This window comes from Brevundimonas sp. GW456-12-10-14-LB3 (genome assembly GCF_059424365.1).
The window spans coordinates 23,320-39,555 of the sequence record NZ_JBWKZJ010000009.1 but is presented as its reverse complement, the minus strand read 5'-3'; the positions used below and the strand labels follow the sequence as shown (position 1 = coordinate 39,555).

Sequence of the window (16,236 nt, the reverse complement as noted above, 5' to 3'; positions counted from 1 at the left end):
CCTGATCGCCGTACATGCGAATTTTCTGCGAAGAGGTTGGCCCGTGAAGACCGTTTCCGCCGTCGAACTTGACGGAACCGACAGGAAGATGCTCCGTCTGCTTCAGCAGGACGGCCGCATGACCAACGCCGACTTGGCCCGTCAGGTGGCCCTGTCCGAAAGCGCCTGCCTGCGCCGGCTGCGAGCGCTGGAAGCGGCCGGCGTGGTCGATCATTATGCGGCCGTGATCAGCGAACGGGCCGTGGGCCTGCCCATCAGCGTCTTCGTCACCGTCACCCTGTCGTCCCAGTCCGAGGCGGCGCTGAGCGCCTTCGAACAGGCAGTCGCCGCCGCGCCCGAGGTGATGGAATGCTATCTGATGACCGGCGGCGCCGACTATCTGCTGCGTCTGGTGGTGCGCGACGTCGATGATCTGGAACGGGTCCACGCCAAGACCCTGACGCGCCTGCCCGGCGTCCACCGGGTCTCGTCCAGCGTGGCCATGCGATCGGTGGTCAAGCGCGGGGTTCTGCCCATTTAGTTGCGGCCGTGCGGAAAACCCGTATGATGCAAGAGTGGAGGACGAACTACATTTCCAGTGGGATGACGGGAAGGCTCGATCCAACTTCGTCAAACACGGCGTCCGTTTCGAGGATGCGACCTATGTGTTCGATGATCCCTGGAGGCTCGAGGACTTCGATCAGTTCTCCAACGGCGAATACAGGAGCCTGTGCATCGGCCGTGTCGGAGAAACGGTGCTGGTCGTGGTCTACGCCGAACCTGAAGAGGCCGTGATCCGCATCATCTCCGCCCGAGCGGCGACCGCCCATGAAAGAAAGGCCTATGAAGCAAGTTTCCTTCACCCGTAATCGGGGACAGACGCCCGCGCTGGACGAAGGCGCGCTGCGTGACGCAGGCCGGCGGTCGGATGAGGTCCTAGCCGTCGGCGCCGTCTCCGACGCGGACAACCCGCCGGTGGATTCAGATCGCCTGATGCGGATGGCGGTGGCGCGCGAGGTGCGCCGGGTCAGAGAGGGGCTCGGCCTGAGCCAGCCTCAGTTCGCCGCCACCTATCGGATCGGCCTGGCGCGTCTGCGGGATTGGGAGCAGGCGCGGTCATCGCCGGATTTGCCGCTCTTGGCGTTTCTGCGGATGATCGATCAAGAACCCCAGAGGATCGCTCGGACGGTCGCCGAGGTGGAAACGACCTTCGACGCGGCTTGACCTCTATCTCAGCGCCAGGGTCACGGTCTTCACATCCACATATTCGTCTATGCCGTGGATCGAGCCCTCGCGGCCGTAGCCGGACTGTTTGACCCCGCCGAACGGGGCGACGGCGGTGGAGATCAGGCCGGTGTTGACCCCGCACATGCCGGCCTCGATGCGGCGGCTGAACCGCATGGCCCGATCCAGGTCGCGGGTGAACAGATAGGAGGCAAGGCCGAATTCGCTGGCGTTGGCCTTGTCCAGCGCCTCGGTCTCGGTGTCGAAGGCGAAGACCGGGATCATCGGACCGAACGTCTCTTCCTCGCGGAACAGGGCGTCGTCGCCGCCCAGGGTCACGGTCGGCTGGAAGAAGCGGCCGCCCAACTCATGACGCGATCCGCCGGTCAGAACCCGCCCGCCGTCGGCCCTCACCGCCGTCACATGTTTCTCGACCTTCTCGATCGCCTTGTCCTCGATCAGGGGACCGACCTTGACCCCCTCTTCGAAGGCTGCGCCCACCTTGATCTTCGCCACCTCGGCCGCCAGCTTCTCGGCATAAGCCTCGGCGACGGACCGCTCGACATAGACCCGGTTGGGGCAGACGCAGGTCTGGCCCGAGTTCCTGAACTTGCCCTTGATGGTCTCGGCGACGGCCAGGTCCAGATCGGCGTCGGCGAAGACGATTAGGGGGGCGGCCCCGCCCAGTTCCATCGACACCCGTTTCAAGGTCGGGGCGCACTGTTCGGCCAGCTTGCGGCCCACGCCGGTCGAGCCGGTGAAGGACAGTTTGCGGATCAGGGGGCTGTCCGTCAGCACCTTGCCGATCACGCTCGCCTCGCCCGTCACGATCGACAGGGCGCCGACCGGCAGGCCGGCCTGATAGGCGAGCTCGGCCAGGGCGATGGCCGTGAACGGGGTCTGGCTGGCTGGCTTGACCACGGCGGTGCATCCCGCTGCAAAGGCCGGTCCCAGTTTGCGCGTCAGCATGGCCGCCGGGAAGTTCCACGGGGTGATCAGGGCGCAGGGCCCCACCGCCTCGCGATAGGTCAGCAGCAGATGGCCCAGCGGGCTGTCCTGGGTCTCGCCGATCAGCCGCTCGGCCTCGCCGGCGAACCATTTGATGAAGCCGTTGGCGTAGGTCACTTCGCCCTTGGCCTCCTCGAACGGCTTGCCGTTCTCTAAGGCCATCAGGGCGCCCAGGCCTTCGAGGTTCTGATCAATCAAGGCGGCCCACTGGCGCAGAAAGGCCGCACGCCTGTGCGGATCGCCGCGCGACCAGTCGGGAAAGGCCTCGGCGGCAGCCTGGATCGCGGCGTCCGTCTCTGCGGCGCCCAGCTCGGGGACATGGCCGATCACCTCGCCGGTCGCGGGGTCGTCCACCGCAATGCCTGACCCGTTCGCCGGGATCGGCTCGCCGGCGATCAGGGCGTGCTGGCGCATCAGGGCGAGGCCGGCGTTCTTGGCGGTCTGGTTCACGATCAATCTCCTGAGGCTGTCCCGAAACGAACAAGGCCCCGACGAAGCGGGGCCTTGCAAGTCCGATGCGGCTCGCCTGTCGGGAAGGCGAGGCGGCGGCGGCTTAGTTCTTGGCGTCTTGGGCGGCGCCGGTCACGGCTTGGCCGGCGGCCTGGGTGTCGCGGCCCACGCCTTCGACGGTGTTGCAGGCGGCGGTGGTCAGGGCGGCGGCGGCGGCGACCAGGACAAAGATCTTACGCATGAGAAGGCTCCGGTTCAGCCGACATGGGGTTCTGTCGGTCTTGCCCTAGGAACGCGACGCCACGGCGGCGGTTCCCTCCGGCTTCAGGCCTTGTCGGCCGGGTCGGCGGGCGACAGGGCTTCGGGCGTGGCGAAGGTCATGCGGGCGATGGAGCCGCCGCCCGGCGCCTCCACGAACTCGGTCTCGCCCCGCAGCTGTTTGGCGAAGGCGCCCATCAGGGTCTGACCCACGCCAGCCTCGGCGGCGGCGGAGCCCCCCGGACCGTCGTCCTCGACTTCCAGAATGGACGTCTCGCCATAGACCCGGAAGCGGACCTTCAGCGCGCCGCCGCGACCGGCGAAGGCGTGCTTCTGCGCATTGTTGACGGCCTCGACCAGCCACAGGGCCAGGGGCGCCAGCTTGTCAGGATCGACATAGAGGGAATCGGCGTCCACCGAACTGACCACCACATGGCCGCGCACCGCCTCGCCGGCGATGAGCTGGCCCACCAGCTCGTTCAGGAAGTCGCGGGCGTCGGCGTGGCGGATGTCCTCGCTCTGGTACAGGGTGCGATAGATCAGGGCCAGGGCCGAAATCCGCTGGCGCGTGTCGCCCAGCGCCGCCTTGGCCGGGGCGTCGGTCAGGGCCCGCTGCTGCATCGACAGAAGCGAGGAGATGATCTGCAGATTGTTCTTCACCCTGTGGTGGATTTCGCGCATCAGCGCATCCTTCTCCGCCAGGGAGGCGTTCAGCTCCCGGTCGCGCTGGGTGATGGCCTCGGCCATTTCGTCCAGGGTCCGGGCCATGACGCGGATTTCCGACGGGGCGTTCATGGCCTGGAGCGGCCGCACCGAAAAGCGACCGCGCGCATAGAGGGCGGCGATCCGTTCCAGATAGTCCAGCCAACGGATGAAGATCCGCTCGGACAACAGCATGACGGCGGCGAAGGCCGTCAGCCAGGCGCCCAGGGGCAGCAGCAGGGTGCCGATCGGATTGAGCCGCGCCCAGGACAATAGCCCCGGCGCCGGCGCCGAGAGCAGGGCGTAGAGATCGCCCCCGGCCAGAACCGCTCCGGCGTAGTCGCGGCGCTGGCCCTGGCTGTCCTTGCCCGCAAAGACGGCCGAGCCCTGGTCTCGCGCCCGCTCCACCCAGCCGGTGACGTCCCCCCCGTCCGACAGGCGGAAGGCGGCGGGGTCGCTGGCGAGCAGCACTCGCCCTGCGGCGTCCGTCAGGGCCGCTTCGGACTGGTCGGGCAGGGCCGGATCGCGAGTGTCCGGCTGAAGCGCCGACAGGGGGATGACGGCCGCCATGGCGCCGTCGAACCGGCCCATCGGCCGTTCGGCCCGGATGGCGACGATCAGGGCGGCGGGATAGCCGGCGTAGACGGGGGCGCGAACCACCACCAGATCCTCGCCGCGGCGAAGCCGTTGGAACCAGGTCGAGCCCGCCGCCGGCGTCACGCCCGACCGCAATCCCTCGGGACGTCCGGAGGAACAGACCGCCTCGCCCGTCGGGCTCAGGCGATAAAGGCCCTCATAACCCTCCAGCCGATCGACCAGGGCGGTCAGGCGAGGCGCGCAATAGGGGCCCAGGGCGTCGGGGCTGAGCGCGCGCAGCAGAACCTGGGCGCTGTCCAGCCGCGCCTTGGCGCTGCCGGCGCTGCGTTCGGCGGCGAGTTGCAGATCGGTGCGGCGATCATCCGCCTGCCGGCGGAAGTCCGCCTGGGTCTGGATGACGATCAGGATCAGGATGGGCAGCAGGGCCAAGGCCATGGCCGTGCCCAGCCGGAAGCGAATGCCTTGGAACCGGGCCGAATTCCAGCGTCGTCCCAGGCGAGGCCTCGGCGCGGGGGCGTCGGATTGGGCGGCCTGGTTCACCGAGGCTCAGGACCGCGCGCCGGCCAGCCTGTCGGCCTCGCCGAGAATGGTGCGCATGGCGTCCCCGGCGGCCTTGCCGTCGCGGCTGTATCCGCCCTTTTCCAAGGTGGTCAGAAGCGCGCGGCGCGCCCGGCTGACGCGGCTCTTGACCGTGCCGACGGCGCAGCCGCAGATTTCGGCCGCCTCCTCATAGGCGAAGCCTCCGGCGCCGACCAGGATCAGGGCCTCGCGCTGCTCTTCGGGCAGGGTCTTCAGCGCCTGACGCAGTTCGTCCAGGGCCACCGGGGCCTCGGGGTCGTCCACCGCCACCAGGGTCCGCTCGGCGGCCTCCTGGTCCAGCTGCGACTGACGCCAGGACCGGCGTTTCTCGGAATAGAACTGGTTGCGCAGGATCATGAAGGTCCAGGCCTTCATATTGGTGCCCATCTGGTAGCTGGCGCGCGCGTCCCAGGCCTTCATCATCGCATCCTGGGCCAGGTCGTCGGCGGCCGTCGCATCGCCCGTCAAGGTGCGGGCGAAGGCGCGCAGATGCGGAATCAGCAGGACCAGTTCCCGCTTGAAGCCCTCATCATCCGCAGAGGCGGGTTTGGGCGCGGCGCCCAATCGGGACGTGCTCATGCGCCACCGTCCGACGCCTTGGCGTCGGCGCGCTTCAGAATATCCAGGAATTCGTCAGGCACGGGCTCGTTGACCACCTCGTCGAACATGTGCCGCAGCTTGACGCCGATGGCCTGTTGACGAAGGCGAGCTTCTTCGAGCCCCGCCTCCCCCGTGTTGCCGGCGCCCTTGCGCCGCGAGGAATCGGAAGAGTCAATCATAGACAGAACACCGCCCACCCAACTGCAGTGCAGAAATGCAGGTCCATTAACGGTCCCTCTGGCTCCGGGTTCCTCAGATGCGGTAATAAAAATCGACAGAGCGCAAGCGCTGCGGAACCGCATCGGGGCTTTGGCGTTTTCAGCCTCTGTATCGCTGTCGTCCATCCTCGGGCGCGCAGCCTCTGTCGGGGACTATCCAGCATGAGCCTTCTGGCCAGACTTGCGCCGCATCTGCCCTATGTCCGCCGCTATGCGCGGGCCCTCACCGGCGATCAATCGACCGGCGACAACTATGTGCGGGTCGCACTCGAAGCGCTGGCTGCGGGAGAGCAGCAGCTCTCGCCGGACATGACGCCGCGCGTCGCCCTCTATCACGTCTTCCACGCCATCTGGTCCTCGACCGGCGCCCAGTTGGAAAGCGGCTCTCAGATCGGCGCCTTGGGCGACGGCCGCGACGAGGCTTCGCGTCGCCTGATGCGGATCGCGCCGCGCTCGCGCCAGGCCTTTCTGCTGACGGCCCTGGAAGGCTTCACGCCTTCGGAAGCGGCCCAGATCCTTTCGGCCGATCCCCGCGACGTCGAGCGGCTGATCGCCGACGCCCAGTCGGACATCGACGCCGAACTGGCCACCGACGTCCTGGTGATCGAGGACGAGGCCATCATCTCCGCCGACATTCAGAGCCTGGTGAAGGAACTGGGCCACCGCGTCACCGGGGCTGCGACCACCCATGACGAGGCCGTCGAGGCGGTGGCTCGCCACAAGCCCGGCCTGGTTCTTGCCGACATCCAGCTGGCCGACGGTTCTTCCGGCATTGATGCGGTCAAGGACATCCTGAAGGACATCGACGTGCCGGTGATCTTCATCACCGCCTTCCCCGAACGCCTTCTGACCGGCGAACGGCCTGAGCCGACCTTCCTGATCACCAAGCCCTTCCAGCCCGAGACGGTGAAGGCGGCGATCAGCCAAGCCCTGTTCTTCCATCCGTCGCGCCACAAGGAAGCGGCTTAATCTCGGACGCCCTTGCGCCCGCCGAGGGCGCGGATGAAGCCCCGGCCGCCTCGGCGCCGGGGCTTTTTCACATCAGCTGGACGGCTGGGTCGGGGCGTTGACGTTCGCCGCCTCTCCGGTCGGCACGGGCTGCGGCTCGCCGTTCGGGCCGGTCGGCGCGTCGGCGGCCGGCGGCGTCGCAGCATCGCCGCTGAAGGCGCGCGCATCGACCGCCTGGTCCCCGTCGTTGGCGTTGGTCTGGGACAGGCCGCCCTGGCTGAACATCCAAAGCAGACCCAGCAAAAGCGCCGCGCCGCCCAGGGAGGCGATAAGGATCAGCAGGATTCGGCTGCCGGATCGGCCCTGGCGAGCCGAGCGCGCATCTACGCCCTGACGATCGACCAGACGATCGTTGTTCGGTTGCGGTTCTTGGTGCGTCATGGTCTGCGTCCCGGCTGTTGCTTATGACCAGACACAACGCCGCCTGAGTAACGGCGTTCCTACCCGGGATCTTTCGCGCCAGGCACGAAAAAAAGCCGCCTGTTGTCGGGAACCGGGGTTCACCCACGCCGTTAGGAGACTGCGGAGGCGGCGACGCCCCCCCGACTTGAGATTGGCGACAGCCAATCTGCCGCCTCCGCACCTCATTCTCGATGATGCCACTTCAAAGGCGGTCCGCTTGGACCGCCTTTTTCTTTTCAACCCGGCCCTCGACCCGCGCCGCGCGCAGGGCCAAGATGATCCTCAAAGAAAACGCACGGAGAGAGACGCATGGTTTCCAACGCCAAGATCAATCGTCAGTGGGTGCTGCGTCAGCGGCCCAAGGGCCTGGTTCAGCCCGGCGACCTGGAGCTGGTCGAGACGCCCGTGCCGGAGGTGAAGGAATCCGAGGTGCTGGTCCGCACCGTCTATCTGTCGCTGGACCCCACCAACAGGACCTGGATGAACGATTCCGAAGGTTATCTGCCGCCTGTGGGGCTGGGAGAGGTCATGCGCGGCCTGACCCTTGGGGTGGTGGAGCACAGCCGCTCGGACCGGTTCAAGGTCGGCGACGTCGTCATGCCCGCCGCCGGGGGCTGGGCCGACTACGCCGTCGTGCCGGAAGCCGGGGTTCGGCCGGTGCACCGGGCGCCCGGCCTGCCGCTGACGGCCAATATGTCGGTTCTGGGCATGACCGGCATGACCGCCTATTTCGGCGTCACCGACGTGCTGAAAGCCAAGGCCGGCGAGACGATGGTGATCTCCGCGGCGGCGGGGGCGGTGGGTTCGATCGCCGGCCAGATCGCCAAACAGCGCGGCTGCCGCGTCATCGGCATCGCCGGCGGCCCTGAGAAATGCGCCTGGCTGACCGACGAACTCGGGTTCGACGCGGCGATCGACTACAAGAACGAGGACGTCGGCGACGCGCTGGACCGGCTGGCGCCCGACGGAATCGATCTCAACTTCGAAAACGTCGGCGGCGACATCATGATCGCCGTCTTCAACCGGCTCAAGGTCCACGGCCGGATGGCGGTGTGCGGCCTCGTCTCGTCCTACAACGCCACCAAGGCGCCGCCGTCGCCCAACTTCGCCCGGATCATCACCCATCGGCTCCACGTCCAGGGCTTCCTGGTGCTGGACTATGCGCCTCGCGCTCGCGAAATGGTCGCCGAAATGGGCCCATGGCTGGCCGAGGGCAGGGTGAAGTGGAAGGTCCACGTCGATGACGGCCTCGAAGGCGCGGTGGACTCGTTGAACCGCTTGTTCACCGGCGACCACGACGGCAAGCTGCTGGTTCGTGTTTCCGAAGAACCAGGCTGAAGGATTTCCATGAGCGACCCCCTGCTCGTCCATTTCGAGGATCTGGAGACGGGGCAGGTCGTGCCCCTGGGGGCCTGTGCGGTCGATCCGGGGGCGCTCGACGTCTTCGTCGAGCGGTTCGCGCCCGGCTGGGACGCCGCCTATGGGGCGCCCGATGCGATGATCTACGCCCTGTGGAGCCGGTTGGCGGCCGAGAAGTCGGGCGCCTGGGCCCAGACCAAGGTCCTGGCCGTCGACGGGCTGCGTTATCTGCGCAATCCGCCGCCGGGCGAGCTGCTGCGGGGCCGGATGACCGTCATGGGCAAGGATCCGGTCGGCGACGGAAAGGGCATCGTCATCGCCCAGCACGATCTGCTGGACGAGGCCGGGCGGCTGGTCTTCTCCTGCCTGACCCGCGCCCTGTTCTCCCGACGCTGAAATTGAAAACGCCCGCCGGTGCGACCGGCGGGCGTTCTCTTTGACGTCAGGCCGAGGCTCAGTTGACGCTGGCCGGGGCCTGGCGAAGGAAGGCCAGGGCGATCAGGCGGTCCCAGCCCAGCAGCGACACCAGATGGGCATAGATCTGGCCCAGGGCGCCGTTGTCGCGCAGCTCGGCCAGCTTCTCGGCCGGCAGGGCCCTCAGCTTGTCTTCCGACACGGCGTAATATTCGGCCAGCTTCTGGGGCGCGCCGGGCGTGCCGTCCGGGTTGCGCGGGGTGAAGACGGCTTCACGCACGTCCAGCAGGTCCAGGTCCTGGATCAGCTTGACGAAGGCTTCGGTGCGCTGACGCTCCTGTTCGAAGTTGTTGCAGAACTCCATCGCCATATTGGTGTAGTCGCTGGGCTTGCCCTCGACGAACAGCGGGTTCTGGCCGCCCTCGGCCACGATCGAGGCGCCGCGGTCGATGCACAGGATCAGGCGCTGATTCTGCTTGTCGTCGGCGAAGACGAACGGATAGCGGCGCACATAGGCGGGGATGTAGGCGTCGGGGCGGAAGTCGCCGTCGTCCGCCACGAACAGGTTCTCGCCCTGGCGCAGTCCCATGACCACGACCGGCTGGCGGTTCTCACCGGTGAAGATCACCGGATAGGACAGGGCGGCGGCGGCGAACTCGGTCACCGTCAGCGGCACGATGTTGGTCTGGCCGACGAAGGCGTAGGGCTTGTCGGCGGCGTTGACGCCCAGCGCGCCGTGCAGGGTCGGGTCCAGCGGTTCCGGCTTCGTATAGAAGAGGACGTTGCCTTCGAGCGGCGAGTTGTTCGTATCGGTCATGAGGAGCCAGGCGCTCTTGGAGTGGAATGAGGCGGGCCTTCTAGCCCAAGCCCGCCTCAGCGGCAAACCGCCCGATCAGGAACCGGTCAGAAGGCGTAGCTGACGCCGATCCGCAGGTTGCGCCCGGGCAGGGGCGCGATGTCCTTCAGGAAGGAGGTATGCTCGCGCGCCTCCTCGTCCGTCAGATTGTGCGCCTCGGCGAAGACGGTGACGTCCTTGTCGGCGAACGGCCGAACCGCCCCGCGCAGATTGACCAGCGTATAGGCGTCCGTGCGCAGTTCGCCTTCCGCCAGCCGGTCCTGTTCGCCGACGTGGCGCACTTCGCCGGTCAGGTCCCAAAGCGTCGAGGTCCAGGCCAGGCGGGCGGTCGCCGACCAGGGCGGAATGCGCGCGGCCGGCCCCAGGTCGGTGTCGGCGCGGACATAGTCGGCCGCCCCCTCCAGCGACAGTTTGCGATCCCCGTCCTGCCACAGGGCGTAGGCGGCCTCGGCTTCGAAGCCGTAGAAGTCCGCGTCGGTCTGGACGAAGCGATAGACGGGGAAGGTCTCGCCCTCGTCGGTGGTGAAGTCTGCGCCGGTGCGGCGTTCGTCGATGAAGCCGTCGTACCAGGCCTTGTAGAGGTGCATATCCCCGGAGAACCGGTCACGGTCGAAGTGGACCGTGCCCTCCAGCGTGGTCACCTTCTCGGTGTCCAGGCCCAGGTCGCCGGTCTCATAGGCGGCGGTGGCGACGTGTACGCCGTCGGCGAACAGTTCGACCTCGCTGGGCGCGCGTTCCGTCCGCGACAGGCTCAGCCCCAGGAATAGGCCGGCCTGGGGACGCAGGAAGGCGGCGCCGCTGGCGGACCAGTTGTCGAACTGACGCTCCACCTCGGCCGTCTCGCCCAGCGGAACGGCGCTCAGGGTGCGGCGGTCATAGCGCAGCCCGCCCTCGAAGCCGTAGCGGTCGCGGTCATAGCGCTGGACCGTGTACAGGCCCTGTTCCTCGATCTTGACGGTCGGGACGAAGGCCTCCTCGCCGATCGCCTCGAAATTGCGCTCCAGGGCCTGGACGCCGACGGCGCCGTTCCAGCCGTTCCGCTCGCGCTGGACCAGTTCGCCGCGGGTCTCCCAGCCGTCGGAGTTGAAGACGGTGCCCGGCTCGCCCGGTCCTTCGAACTCGGTGTGGGTGTAGTCGGCGTGGCCGTAGGAGGCGCGGACCTTGGCGAAGGGGCCGGCGTCGAACCGGTATTCGCCGCGGCCGTCCCAGCGCTCCTGCTCCAGATTGATGAAGACCTCCGGCTCGGCGACCGTGCCGTACTCGCTTTCGGTCTTCTTGTAGGACAGGCCGACGAAGCCCTTGTCGGCGATATAGGAGCCGCCGACGCCCCAGGCGTTCAGCTCGGACCAGGAGTTCGGCTGTTTGTCGCCCGCGCCGCGCGGCTCGCCGTCGCTGTCGGCCAGAACCTGGGACCGGGCGGGGGAGGGGATGTCATAATCGTCCGTCTTGCGGGTCACGCCGCTCAGGTTGAAGGCGAACCGGCCGGCGCCGACGGTGACATGGCCCGAGGCGCCGCGGCCGTCGTCCACGCTGGAATATTGGGTCGAGACCCGACCCTCGACCCCGCCTTCAGGCAGGGCTTCAGGGATGCGGTCGTCGATGATGTTGACCACCCCGCCGATGGCCGAGCCGCCATAGACCAGGGTGGCCGGGCCGCGCACGACCTCGATCCGATGGGCTTCGCCGGGATCGGTGGCCACGGCGTGGTCCGGCGAAACGGAGCTGGCGTCGATCTGGCCCAGGCCGTTGGTCAGCACCTGGACGCGCGGGCCGGACAGGCCCCGGATCACCGGGCGGCTGGCGCCGGGGGCGAAGTCGGTCGAGCGCACGCCCGGCAGGCCGTTGACCAGATCGCCCAGAGACGTCGCCGGGGCGATGGCCAGGGCCTGGTCGTCCAGCACGTCGGTGGCGATGGTGGTGGCGCGCTGGGTGACGCCATAGGGGGTGGCGGTGACGATGACGTCATCGACCTGGGCCGGACGGCCGGGGCCGGTCTGAGCCAGGGTCTGGGCGAGGGCGGCGCCGCCCAGGGCGCTCCAGGCGACGGCGGAAAGCAGAAGCGAGCGGGTGACGGTCTGACGCATGGACATCACTGGGGTTCAGGAGAGGAAGCGTTTCTGTTATGAGATAACATCACGGACTGCAAGCCGTGTTCTGTTGCGGCCGGGCTTATCAAGGATTAGCTGTGGCTCATGAACGCCGTCTGCGACCATGATCATCTTCATTCCGGCCTGAACGGCGCACGCCTGGACCGCGCCCTGTCCGAGGCGGAGGCGCGGGTGGTTTCGGCGGGCGAACGCATGACCCAGCCGCGCCGGCGGGTGCTGTCGCTGCTGCTCGAGAGCGGCGAGCCGGTGAAGGCCTATGATCTGATCGCCCGGTTCGGCGAGGACGGACAGGCCGCCAAGCCGCCCACCGTCTATCGGGCGCTCGAATTCCTGGAACGCCATGGCATGGCCCACCGGATCGCCTCGATCAGCGCCTATGTCGCCTGCGCCGGCCAGGAGGTGGGGGGCAGCCATGCGGCCGCCTTTCTGATCTGCGACTGCTGCGGGGTGACGCGCGAGATCGACGGGCCGGGCCAGGACGTCATCGCCGCCGCCGGCGCCGCCGCCGGCTATGCGATCGCCCGCACCACGATCGAGGCGCACGGCCTGTGCGCCGCCTGCCGGGATGCGGCCTGATCATGGATGCGGCCCTGATGTCGCCGCCGCGCCGGCTCAGCGTCCCGATCGACAATCGATGGGGCGGGGGGCGGATGTCGGTCCTGGACTTCGGGGATCCTAAGCGTCCGGTCGATCTGATCTTCTCCCACGCCAACGGTTTCAACGCCGGCGCCTATCGCAGCCTGTTGTCGCCCCTGTCGACGTCGCTGCGGATCTGGGCTCCGAACCTTCGTGGCCATGGGGCCTCTGACCTGCCGGTGTTCGCCCGGCCCAAGACCAGTTGGCGGGATCACCGCGACGATCTTCTGGCCCTGATGGAGACGATCGAAGGTCCGCCGCCGGTCCTGGCGGGCCATTCCATGGGCGGGACCGCCTCCCTGCTGGCGGCGGCGGAGCGGCCGGACCGGGTCGCCAGCCTGGTTCTGCTGGACGCAGTGATCTGGCGGCGGTCCGCCATGCTGGTGTTCAACCTGCCCTTCGCCCACCGGTTTCTGTCCCGCATTCCGATCGCACGCGCCACGCTTCGCCGCCGCGCCCTGTTCGCCAGCCGCGAGGAGGCCATGGCCGCCTACCGCGGTCGGGGGGCGTTCAAGGGCTGGCCCGACATGGTGCTGGCCGACTATCTGGCCGAAGGCTTGGTGGAAGGCCCCGACGGCTTCACCCTGGCCGCCACCCCGGCCTGGGAGGCGGCCAACTACGCCGCCCAGGCGCACGATCCCTGGCGGGCGCTTCGCCGCTATCGCGGTCCGATCCGCATCCTGAAGGCGGAACACGGCGCCCTGACCCACGTGCCCTCGTCGCCGCGCGGCCTGCCGCACGTCTCGGTCGAGGTGGTGCGCGGCGGCGGTCACATGTTCCCCATGACCCACGCCGACGTGACGCGCGAGGCCCTGTTCGAAGCCGCCGTCTGAGGCCGGACGATTAATCGGGGGACAGGGCGGTCGCCCCCATGATAAGGCCGCCTTGAGCATAACCCCCGAGACGCCTCGCTTGCCCTTCTTTCACGCCGGTCCCGCGCCCCAAGGCGCCGGCCCCCGACCGGGGGCCCTTCGCGACGGGCTGATCCTGACGCCGGGGATGAAGGTCGGCCTGTTCGGCGGATCGTTCAATCCGGCCCATGAAGGCCACGCCCATGTGGCCGAGACGGCCATGCGGCGGCTGGGCCTGGATCGGGTGGTCTGGCTGGTCTCGCCCCAGAACCCGTTGAAGGACGCCCGCGACAGCGCCCCCCTGGCCGAACGGATGGCCTCGGCCCAGGCCCAGGCCAGGGTTGGCGGCCCGTCCATGATCGTCTCGGATTTCGAAAGCCGGGCCGGGGTGGTCTGGACGGTCGAGACCCTGCGCCTGCTGGTCGCCCGCCATCCGGGCGTCCATTTCGTCTGGGTCATGGGATCGGACAATCTGGCCGGCTTCCATCGCTGGCGGGGCTGGACCGACATCATGCGGCTGATGCCCGTGGCGGTGATCGCCCGGCCGGGATCGCAGCTGGACAGCCGCACGGCGCCGGCGGCCGCCCGCTTCGCCGCCTTCCGTATCCCGGCGGAGCAGGCGGGCCTTCTGCCGACCCTGGCGGCCCCGGCCTGGACCTATCTGACGGCGCCCCTGAATCCCCTGTCCTCGACCGCCATCCGGGCCTCGAAGAGGCCGGACGCGGGCTCGTGATCCCGGCGCCGGTTCACGTTCGCCCCCATCCGTGCTAAGGGGCTGCTTTAGTCAATGCTCCTGGAGCCCTCCGCTGACCCCCTCGCCCGCGTATGACGCGCAAGACGCCGCCGTTTCGAACACGGCGCACGAGATGGACCCTATCGAACCTCTCCATTCCGAAGACGGATCTGAAACGACCGCCGCATTCGGGGATTCCGTCCCCCGCCCGGTCGGATCGACTCCGCTTGAAGAAGCCCTGCTGAGCCGCCTCGACGAGGACAAGGCTCAGGACATGGTCCTGATCGACCTGAAGGGCAAAAGCGCCATGGCCGACACCATGATCGTCGCCTCCGGCCGCTCGCACCGCCACGTCGGCGCCATCGCCGACCACCTGCTGCGCACCCTGAAGGACCAGGGCCTGGGCAAGGCCAAGGTCGAGGGCCTGCCGCACTGCGACTGGGTCCTGATCGACGCGGGGGATGTGATCGTCCACCTGTTCCGTCCGGAAGTGCGGACCTTCTACAATATCGAGAAGATCTGGGCCGTGGACTCGGCTCACCGCATGGTCCGCGACTAGAAGATGAAGCTGAGCATCGTCGCCATCGGCCGACCGGGCCGGGGGCCTGAGGCGACGCTCGCCGACGACTATGCCAAGCGCGCCACCCTGTCGGGACGCGCGCTGGGCCTCGGTCCCCTCGAACTGATCGATCTGGAAGCCCGTAAACCCGGCAAGGCGCCGGAGGCCGAGTTGATCCTTGCGGCCGCCGAGGGCGCGCACCTGATCGCCTGCGACGAACGGGGCAAGACCTATTCCTCGCGCGCCTTCGCCGACCACGTCGCCAAGCTGCGCGACCAGGGCGAACGCCGTCTGGTCTTCGCCATCGGCGGGGCGGACGGGCTGGACGAAAGCGTGCGCGCCGCCGCCGCCTCGACCCTGGCCTTCGGTCCCCAGACCTGGCCCCACGCCCTGGCCCGCGCCATGTTGGCCGAACAGCTCTATCGGGCCGTGACCATTCTGGCCGGATCGCCTTATCATCGCGACTGACATGGGCCGCGCCTCAGCACTTTCTCTCGCCTTGATGACGGGGCTGGTCCTCGCCGCCCCTGCGGCGGGGCGCCAAGCGTCCGAGAGCGAACTGGCGCGGATCCAGGCCGAATATCGCGACGAGGCCGTGCGGGCGCGGCGCCTGCGCGCCGACGCCGAGGCCGCCAAGGCCGAACTGGCCCAGCTGGAGCGTCGGCTCGCCGCCCTGCGCGCCGACGAACGAACCGACGACCGCCAGATCGAGGACCAGAGGGCCCGGCTGAAGCAGCTGAGCGAACGGGAGGCGGACCTGGTCACGGACCTGGCCCGCGAGCGCGGCGCCCAGGGGCGTCTGCTCAGCGCGCTTCAGATGATGAGCCGCCGCCCGCCGCCGCCGCTTCTGGTTCCCGCCGACAAGGCGATCGACACGGTGCGCGCCTCCATCCTGTTGAAGGCCATGACGCCCGAGCTGGAGCGCCGCGCCAAGGCCCTGGCCGACCGCCAGGCCGAGATCATGCGCATTCGTCGCCTGGCGGTCCTGTCCTCGGAACGGCTCTTGACCACCGAAAGCGCCCAGGGCGATCGCCGCGCCCAGATCGAGGGGCTGACCGCGCGCAAGACCGCCCTGACCGCCGTGCTGAACGCCGAGGCGCGCAGCGCCGAACGGGCGGCGCGGGCGCTGGAGGCTCGAATCCGCGACCTGGGCGGCGCCGTCCCCTCCGCGCAGGAGGCCGAGGCCGCCGAGGCCGAGACCGCGCGCCTGCCGGCCGGCCGCAACCGGCTCAGTCCGCCCGTGCGCGGCGCGCCGACCCAGACCTGGGGGGCGGGAACCTCGGGCTGGCGCTGGCGCGCCGACCGCGCCCCCGTCGCCGCCCCGGCTGACGCCAAGGTGGCCTACGCCGGTCCCCTGACGGGCTGGGGCCAGGTGGTGATTCTTGATCTCGGCCCCGGCTGGCGGGCGGTGATCGCCGGGCTGGAGCAGTTGGACGTCCAGGCGGACACCCGCGTCTCCGACGGCCAGACCCTGGGCCGCAGCGGGCCGGACGGCGACGTCTATTTCGAACTGCGCCGGGACGAGCGCCCGATCGACCCCGGTCCCTGGCTGCGATGAGCGGCCGGATGCGCCCTCGGGCGACGATTGGCCTTGCTTTCCCGCCGGACGCTGATTTTATCGGACCGACGCCGCTCAGCCACGATTTCGTCGTGTCTGTGCGGCCCTACCCTCCCAACGGGCGCCTTCCATGATCG

Annotated in this window: 20 protein-coding genes; 12 read left to right on the top strand and 8 right to left on the bottom strand. The window is 68.7% G+C overall.

All coding sequences use genetic code 11. From position 1 onward, the window contains the following. The first annotated feature begins 43 nt into the window (after positions 1-43). From AC07XS_RS05890 to AC07XS_RS05880, 3 genes are read left to right on the top strand one after another with little or no spacing between them, the layout of a single operon-like run. Positions 44-520, top strand: a complete 477-nt coding sequence (locus AC07XS_RS05890) for an Lrp/AsnC family transcriptional regulator (protein ID WP_054764061.1) — start codon at positions 44-46, stop codon at positions 518-520. Between the two features lie 34 nt (positions 521-554). After that, positions 555-848, top strand: coding sequence for a BrnT family toxin (locus tag AC07XS_RS05885; protein ID WP_054764060.1), 294 nt, complete (start codon positions 555-557; stop codon positions 846-848). Then, entirely contained in the window at positions 823-1,203 is a 381-nt protein-coding gene (locus AC07XS_RS05880; protein WP_054764059.1) for a helix-turn-helix domain-containing protein, read from the top strand. The genes AC07XS_RS05885 and AC07XS_RS05880 overlap by 26 nt, the downstream gene beginning before the upstream one ends. Before the next feature lie 3 nt (positions 1,204-1,206). On the opposite strand, the gene AC07XS_RS05875 is transcribed toward AC07XS_RS05880, so the two are convergent. From AC07XS_RS05875 to nepR, 5 genes are all read right to left on the bottom strand, one after another. Continuing rightward, positions 1,207-2,661: an NAD-dependent succinate-semialdehyde dehydrogenase gene (locus tag AC07XS_RS05875; RefSeq protein WP_182714016.1), complete on the bottom strand. Its 1,455-nt coding sequence runs from the start codon at positions 2,659-2,661 to the stop codon at positions 1,207-1,209. Between the two features lie 103 nt (positions 2,662-2,764). Beyond that, the gene (locus AC07XS_RS05870; RefSeq protein WP_017505506.1) at positions 2,765-2,902 is read right to left on the bottom strand and encodes an entericidin A/B family lipoprotein; all 138 of its coding nucleotides are present in this window, start codon (positions 2,900-2,902) and stop codon (positions 2,765-2,767) included. An 83-nt stretch (positions 2,903-2,985) separates the two neighbouring features. After that, a complete protein-coding gene (gene phyK, locus AC07XS_RS05865) occupies positions 2,986-4,758 on the bottom strand; it encodes a sensor histidine kinase PhyK (protein ID WP_321208007.1) in 1,773 nt (590 codons plus the stop codon). 6 nt (positions 4,759-4,764) lie between these two features. Next, positions 4,765-5,376 (bottom strand): sigma-70 family RNA polymerase sigma factor, encoded by a 612-nt coding sequence (locus tag AC07XS_RS05860; RefSeq protein ID WP_054764058.1) that lies wholly within the window; start codon positions 5,374-5,376, stop codon positions 4,765-4,767. Next, the gene (nepR, locus tag AC07XS_RS05855; protein WP_054764057.1) at positions 5,373-5,576 is read right to left on the bottom strand and encodes an anti-sigma T factor NepR; all 204 of its coding nucleotides are present in this window, start codon (positions 5,574-5,576) and stop codon (positions 5,373-5,375) included. The genes AC07XS_RS05860 and nepR overlap by 4 nt, the downstream gene beginning before the upstream one ends. 201 nt (positions 5,577-5,777) lie before the next feature. Between nepR and phyR the strand changes: the two genes are divergently transcribed. Then, positions 5,778-6,584 (top strand): anti-anti sigma factor/receiver protein PhyR, encoded by an 807-nt coding sequence (gene phyR, locus AC07XS_RS05850; protein WP_152948987.1) that lies wholly within the window; start codon positions 5,778-5,780, stop codon positions 6,582-6,584. 72 nt (positions 6,585-6,656) lie between these two features. Here phyR and AC07XS_RS05845 read toward each other — a convergent pair whose 3' ends face one another. After that, positions 6,657-7,004 (bottom strand): hypothetical protein, encoded by a 348-nt coding sequence (locus tag AC07XS_RS05845; RefSeq protein WP_152948986.1) that lies wholly within the window; start codon positions 7,002-7,004, stop codon positions 6,657-6,659. Positions 7,005-7,334: 330 nt separating this feature from the next. Here AC07XS_RS05845 and AC07XS_RS05840 point away from each other — a divergent pair, with 330 nt between their 5' ends. Both AC07XS_RS05840 and AC07XS_RS05835 read left to right on the top strand, forming a co-directional pair. Continuing rightward, complete coding sequence (locus AC07XS_RS05840; RefSeq protein WP_182714017.1) at positions 7,335-8,363, top strand: MDR family NADP-dependent oxidoreductase; 1,029 nt, start codon at positions 7,335-7,337, stop codon at positions 8,361-8,363. Between the two features lie 9 nt (positions 8,364-8,372). Continuing rightward, on the top strand, positions 8,373-8,780 hold the full coding sequence (locus AC07XS_RS05835; RefSeq protein WP_182714018.1) for a hotdog family protein: 408 nt from the start codon (positions 8,373-8,375) through the stop codon (positions 8,778-8,780). Between the two features lie 58 nt (positions 8,781-8,838). Here AC07XS_RS05835 and AC07XS_RS05830 read toward each other — a convergent pair whose 3' ends face one another. Both AC07XS_RS05830 and AC07XS_RS05825 read right to left on the bottom strand, forming a co-directional pair. Continuing rightward, positions 8,839-9,615: a SapC family protein gene (locus AC07XS_RS05830; RefSeq protein ID WP_054764052.1), complete on the bottom strand. Its 777-nt coding sequence runs from the start codon at positions 9,613-9,615 to the stop codon at positions 8,839-8,841. Positions 9,616-9,701: 86 nt separating this feature from the next. After that, entirely contained in the window at positions 9,702-11,744 is a 2,043-nt protein-coding gene (locus AC07XS_RS05825) for a TonB-dependent receptor (RefSeq protein WP_152948982.1), read from the bottom strand. A gap of 102 nt (positions 11,745-11,846) precedes the next feature. Between AC07XS_RS05825 and AC07XS_RS05820 the strand changes: the two genes are divergently transcribed. The 6 genes from AC07XS_RS05820 (at position 11,847) to AC07XS_RS05795 (ending at position 16,099) form a co-directional block, all read left to right on the top strand. Further along, on the top strand, positions 11,847-12,338 hold the full coding sequence (locus AC07XS_RS05820; protein WP_182714019.1) for a Fur family transcriptional regulator: 492 nt from the start codon (positions 11,847-11,849) through the stop codon (positions 12,336-12,338). A 2-nt stretch (positions 12,339-12,340) separates the two neighbouring features. Further along, the gene (locus AC07XS_RS05815; protein ID WP_494732656.1) at positions 12,341-13,231 is read left to right on the top strand and encodes an alpha/beta fold hydrolase; all 891 of its coding nucleotides are present in this window, start codon (positions 12,341-12,343) and stop codon (positions 13,229-13,231) included. A gap of 52 nt (positions 13,232-13,283) precedes the next feature. After that, positions 13,284-13,982, top strand: a complete 699-nt coding sequence (locus AC07XS_RS05810; RefSeq protein WP_257720136.1) for a nicotinate-nucleotide adenylyltransferase — start codon at positions 13,284-13,286, stop codon at positions 13,980-13,982. A gap of 133 nt (positions 13,983-14,115) precedes the next feature. After that, a complete protein-coding gene (rsfS, locus tag AC07XS_RS05805) occupies positions 14,116-14,541 on the top strand; it encodes a ribosome silencing factor (RefSeq protein ID WP_082382550.1) in 426 nt (141 codons plus the stop codon). A gap of 3 nt (positions 14,542-14,544) precedes the next feature. Continuing rightward, on the top strand, positions 14,545-15,009 hold the full coding sequence (rlmH, locus tag AC07XS_RS05800; RefSeq protein WP_182714020.1) for a 23S rRNA (pseudouridine(1915)-N(3))-methyltransferase RlmH: 465 nt from the start codon (positions 14,545-14,547) through the stop codon (positions 15,007-15,009). Between the two features lies 1 nt (position 15,010). Further along, positions 15,011-16,099, top strand: coding sequence for a peptidoglycan DD-metalloendopeptidase family protein (locus AC07XS_RS05795; protein WP_182714021.1), 1,089 nt, complete (start codon positions 15,011-15,013; stop codon positions 16,097-16,099). Positions 16,100-16,236 lie beyond the last annotated feature (137 nt).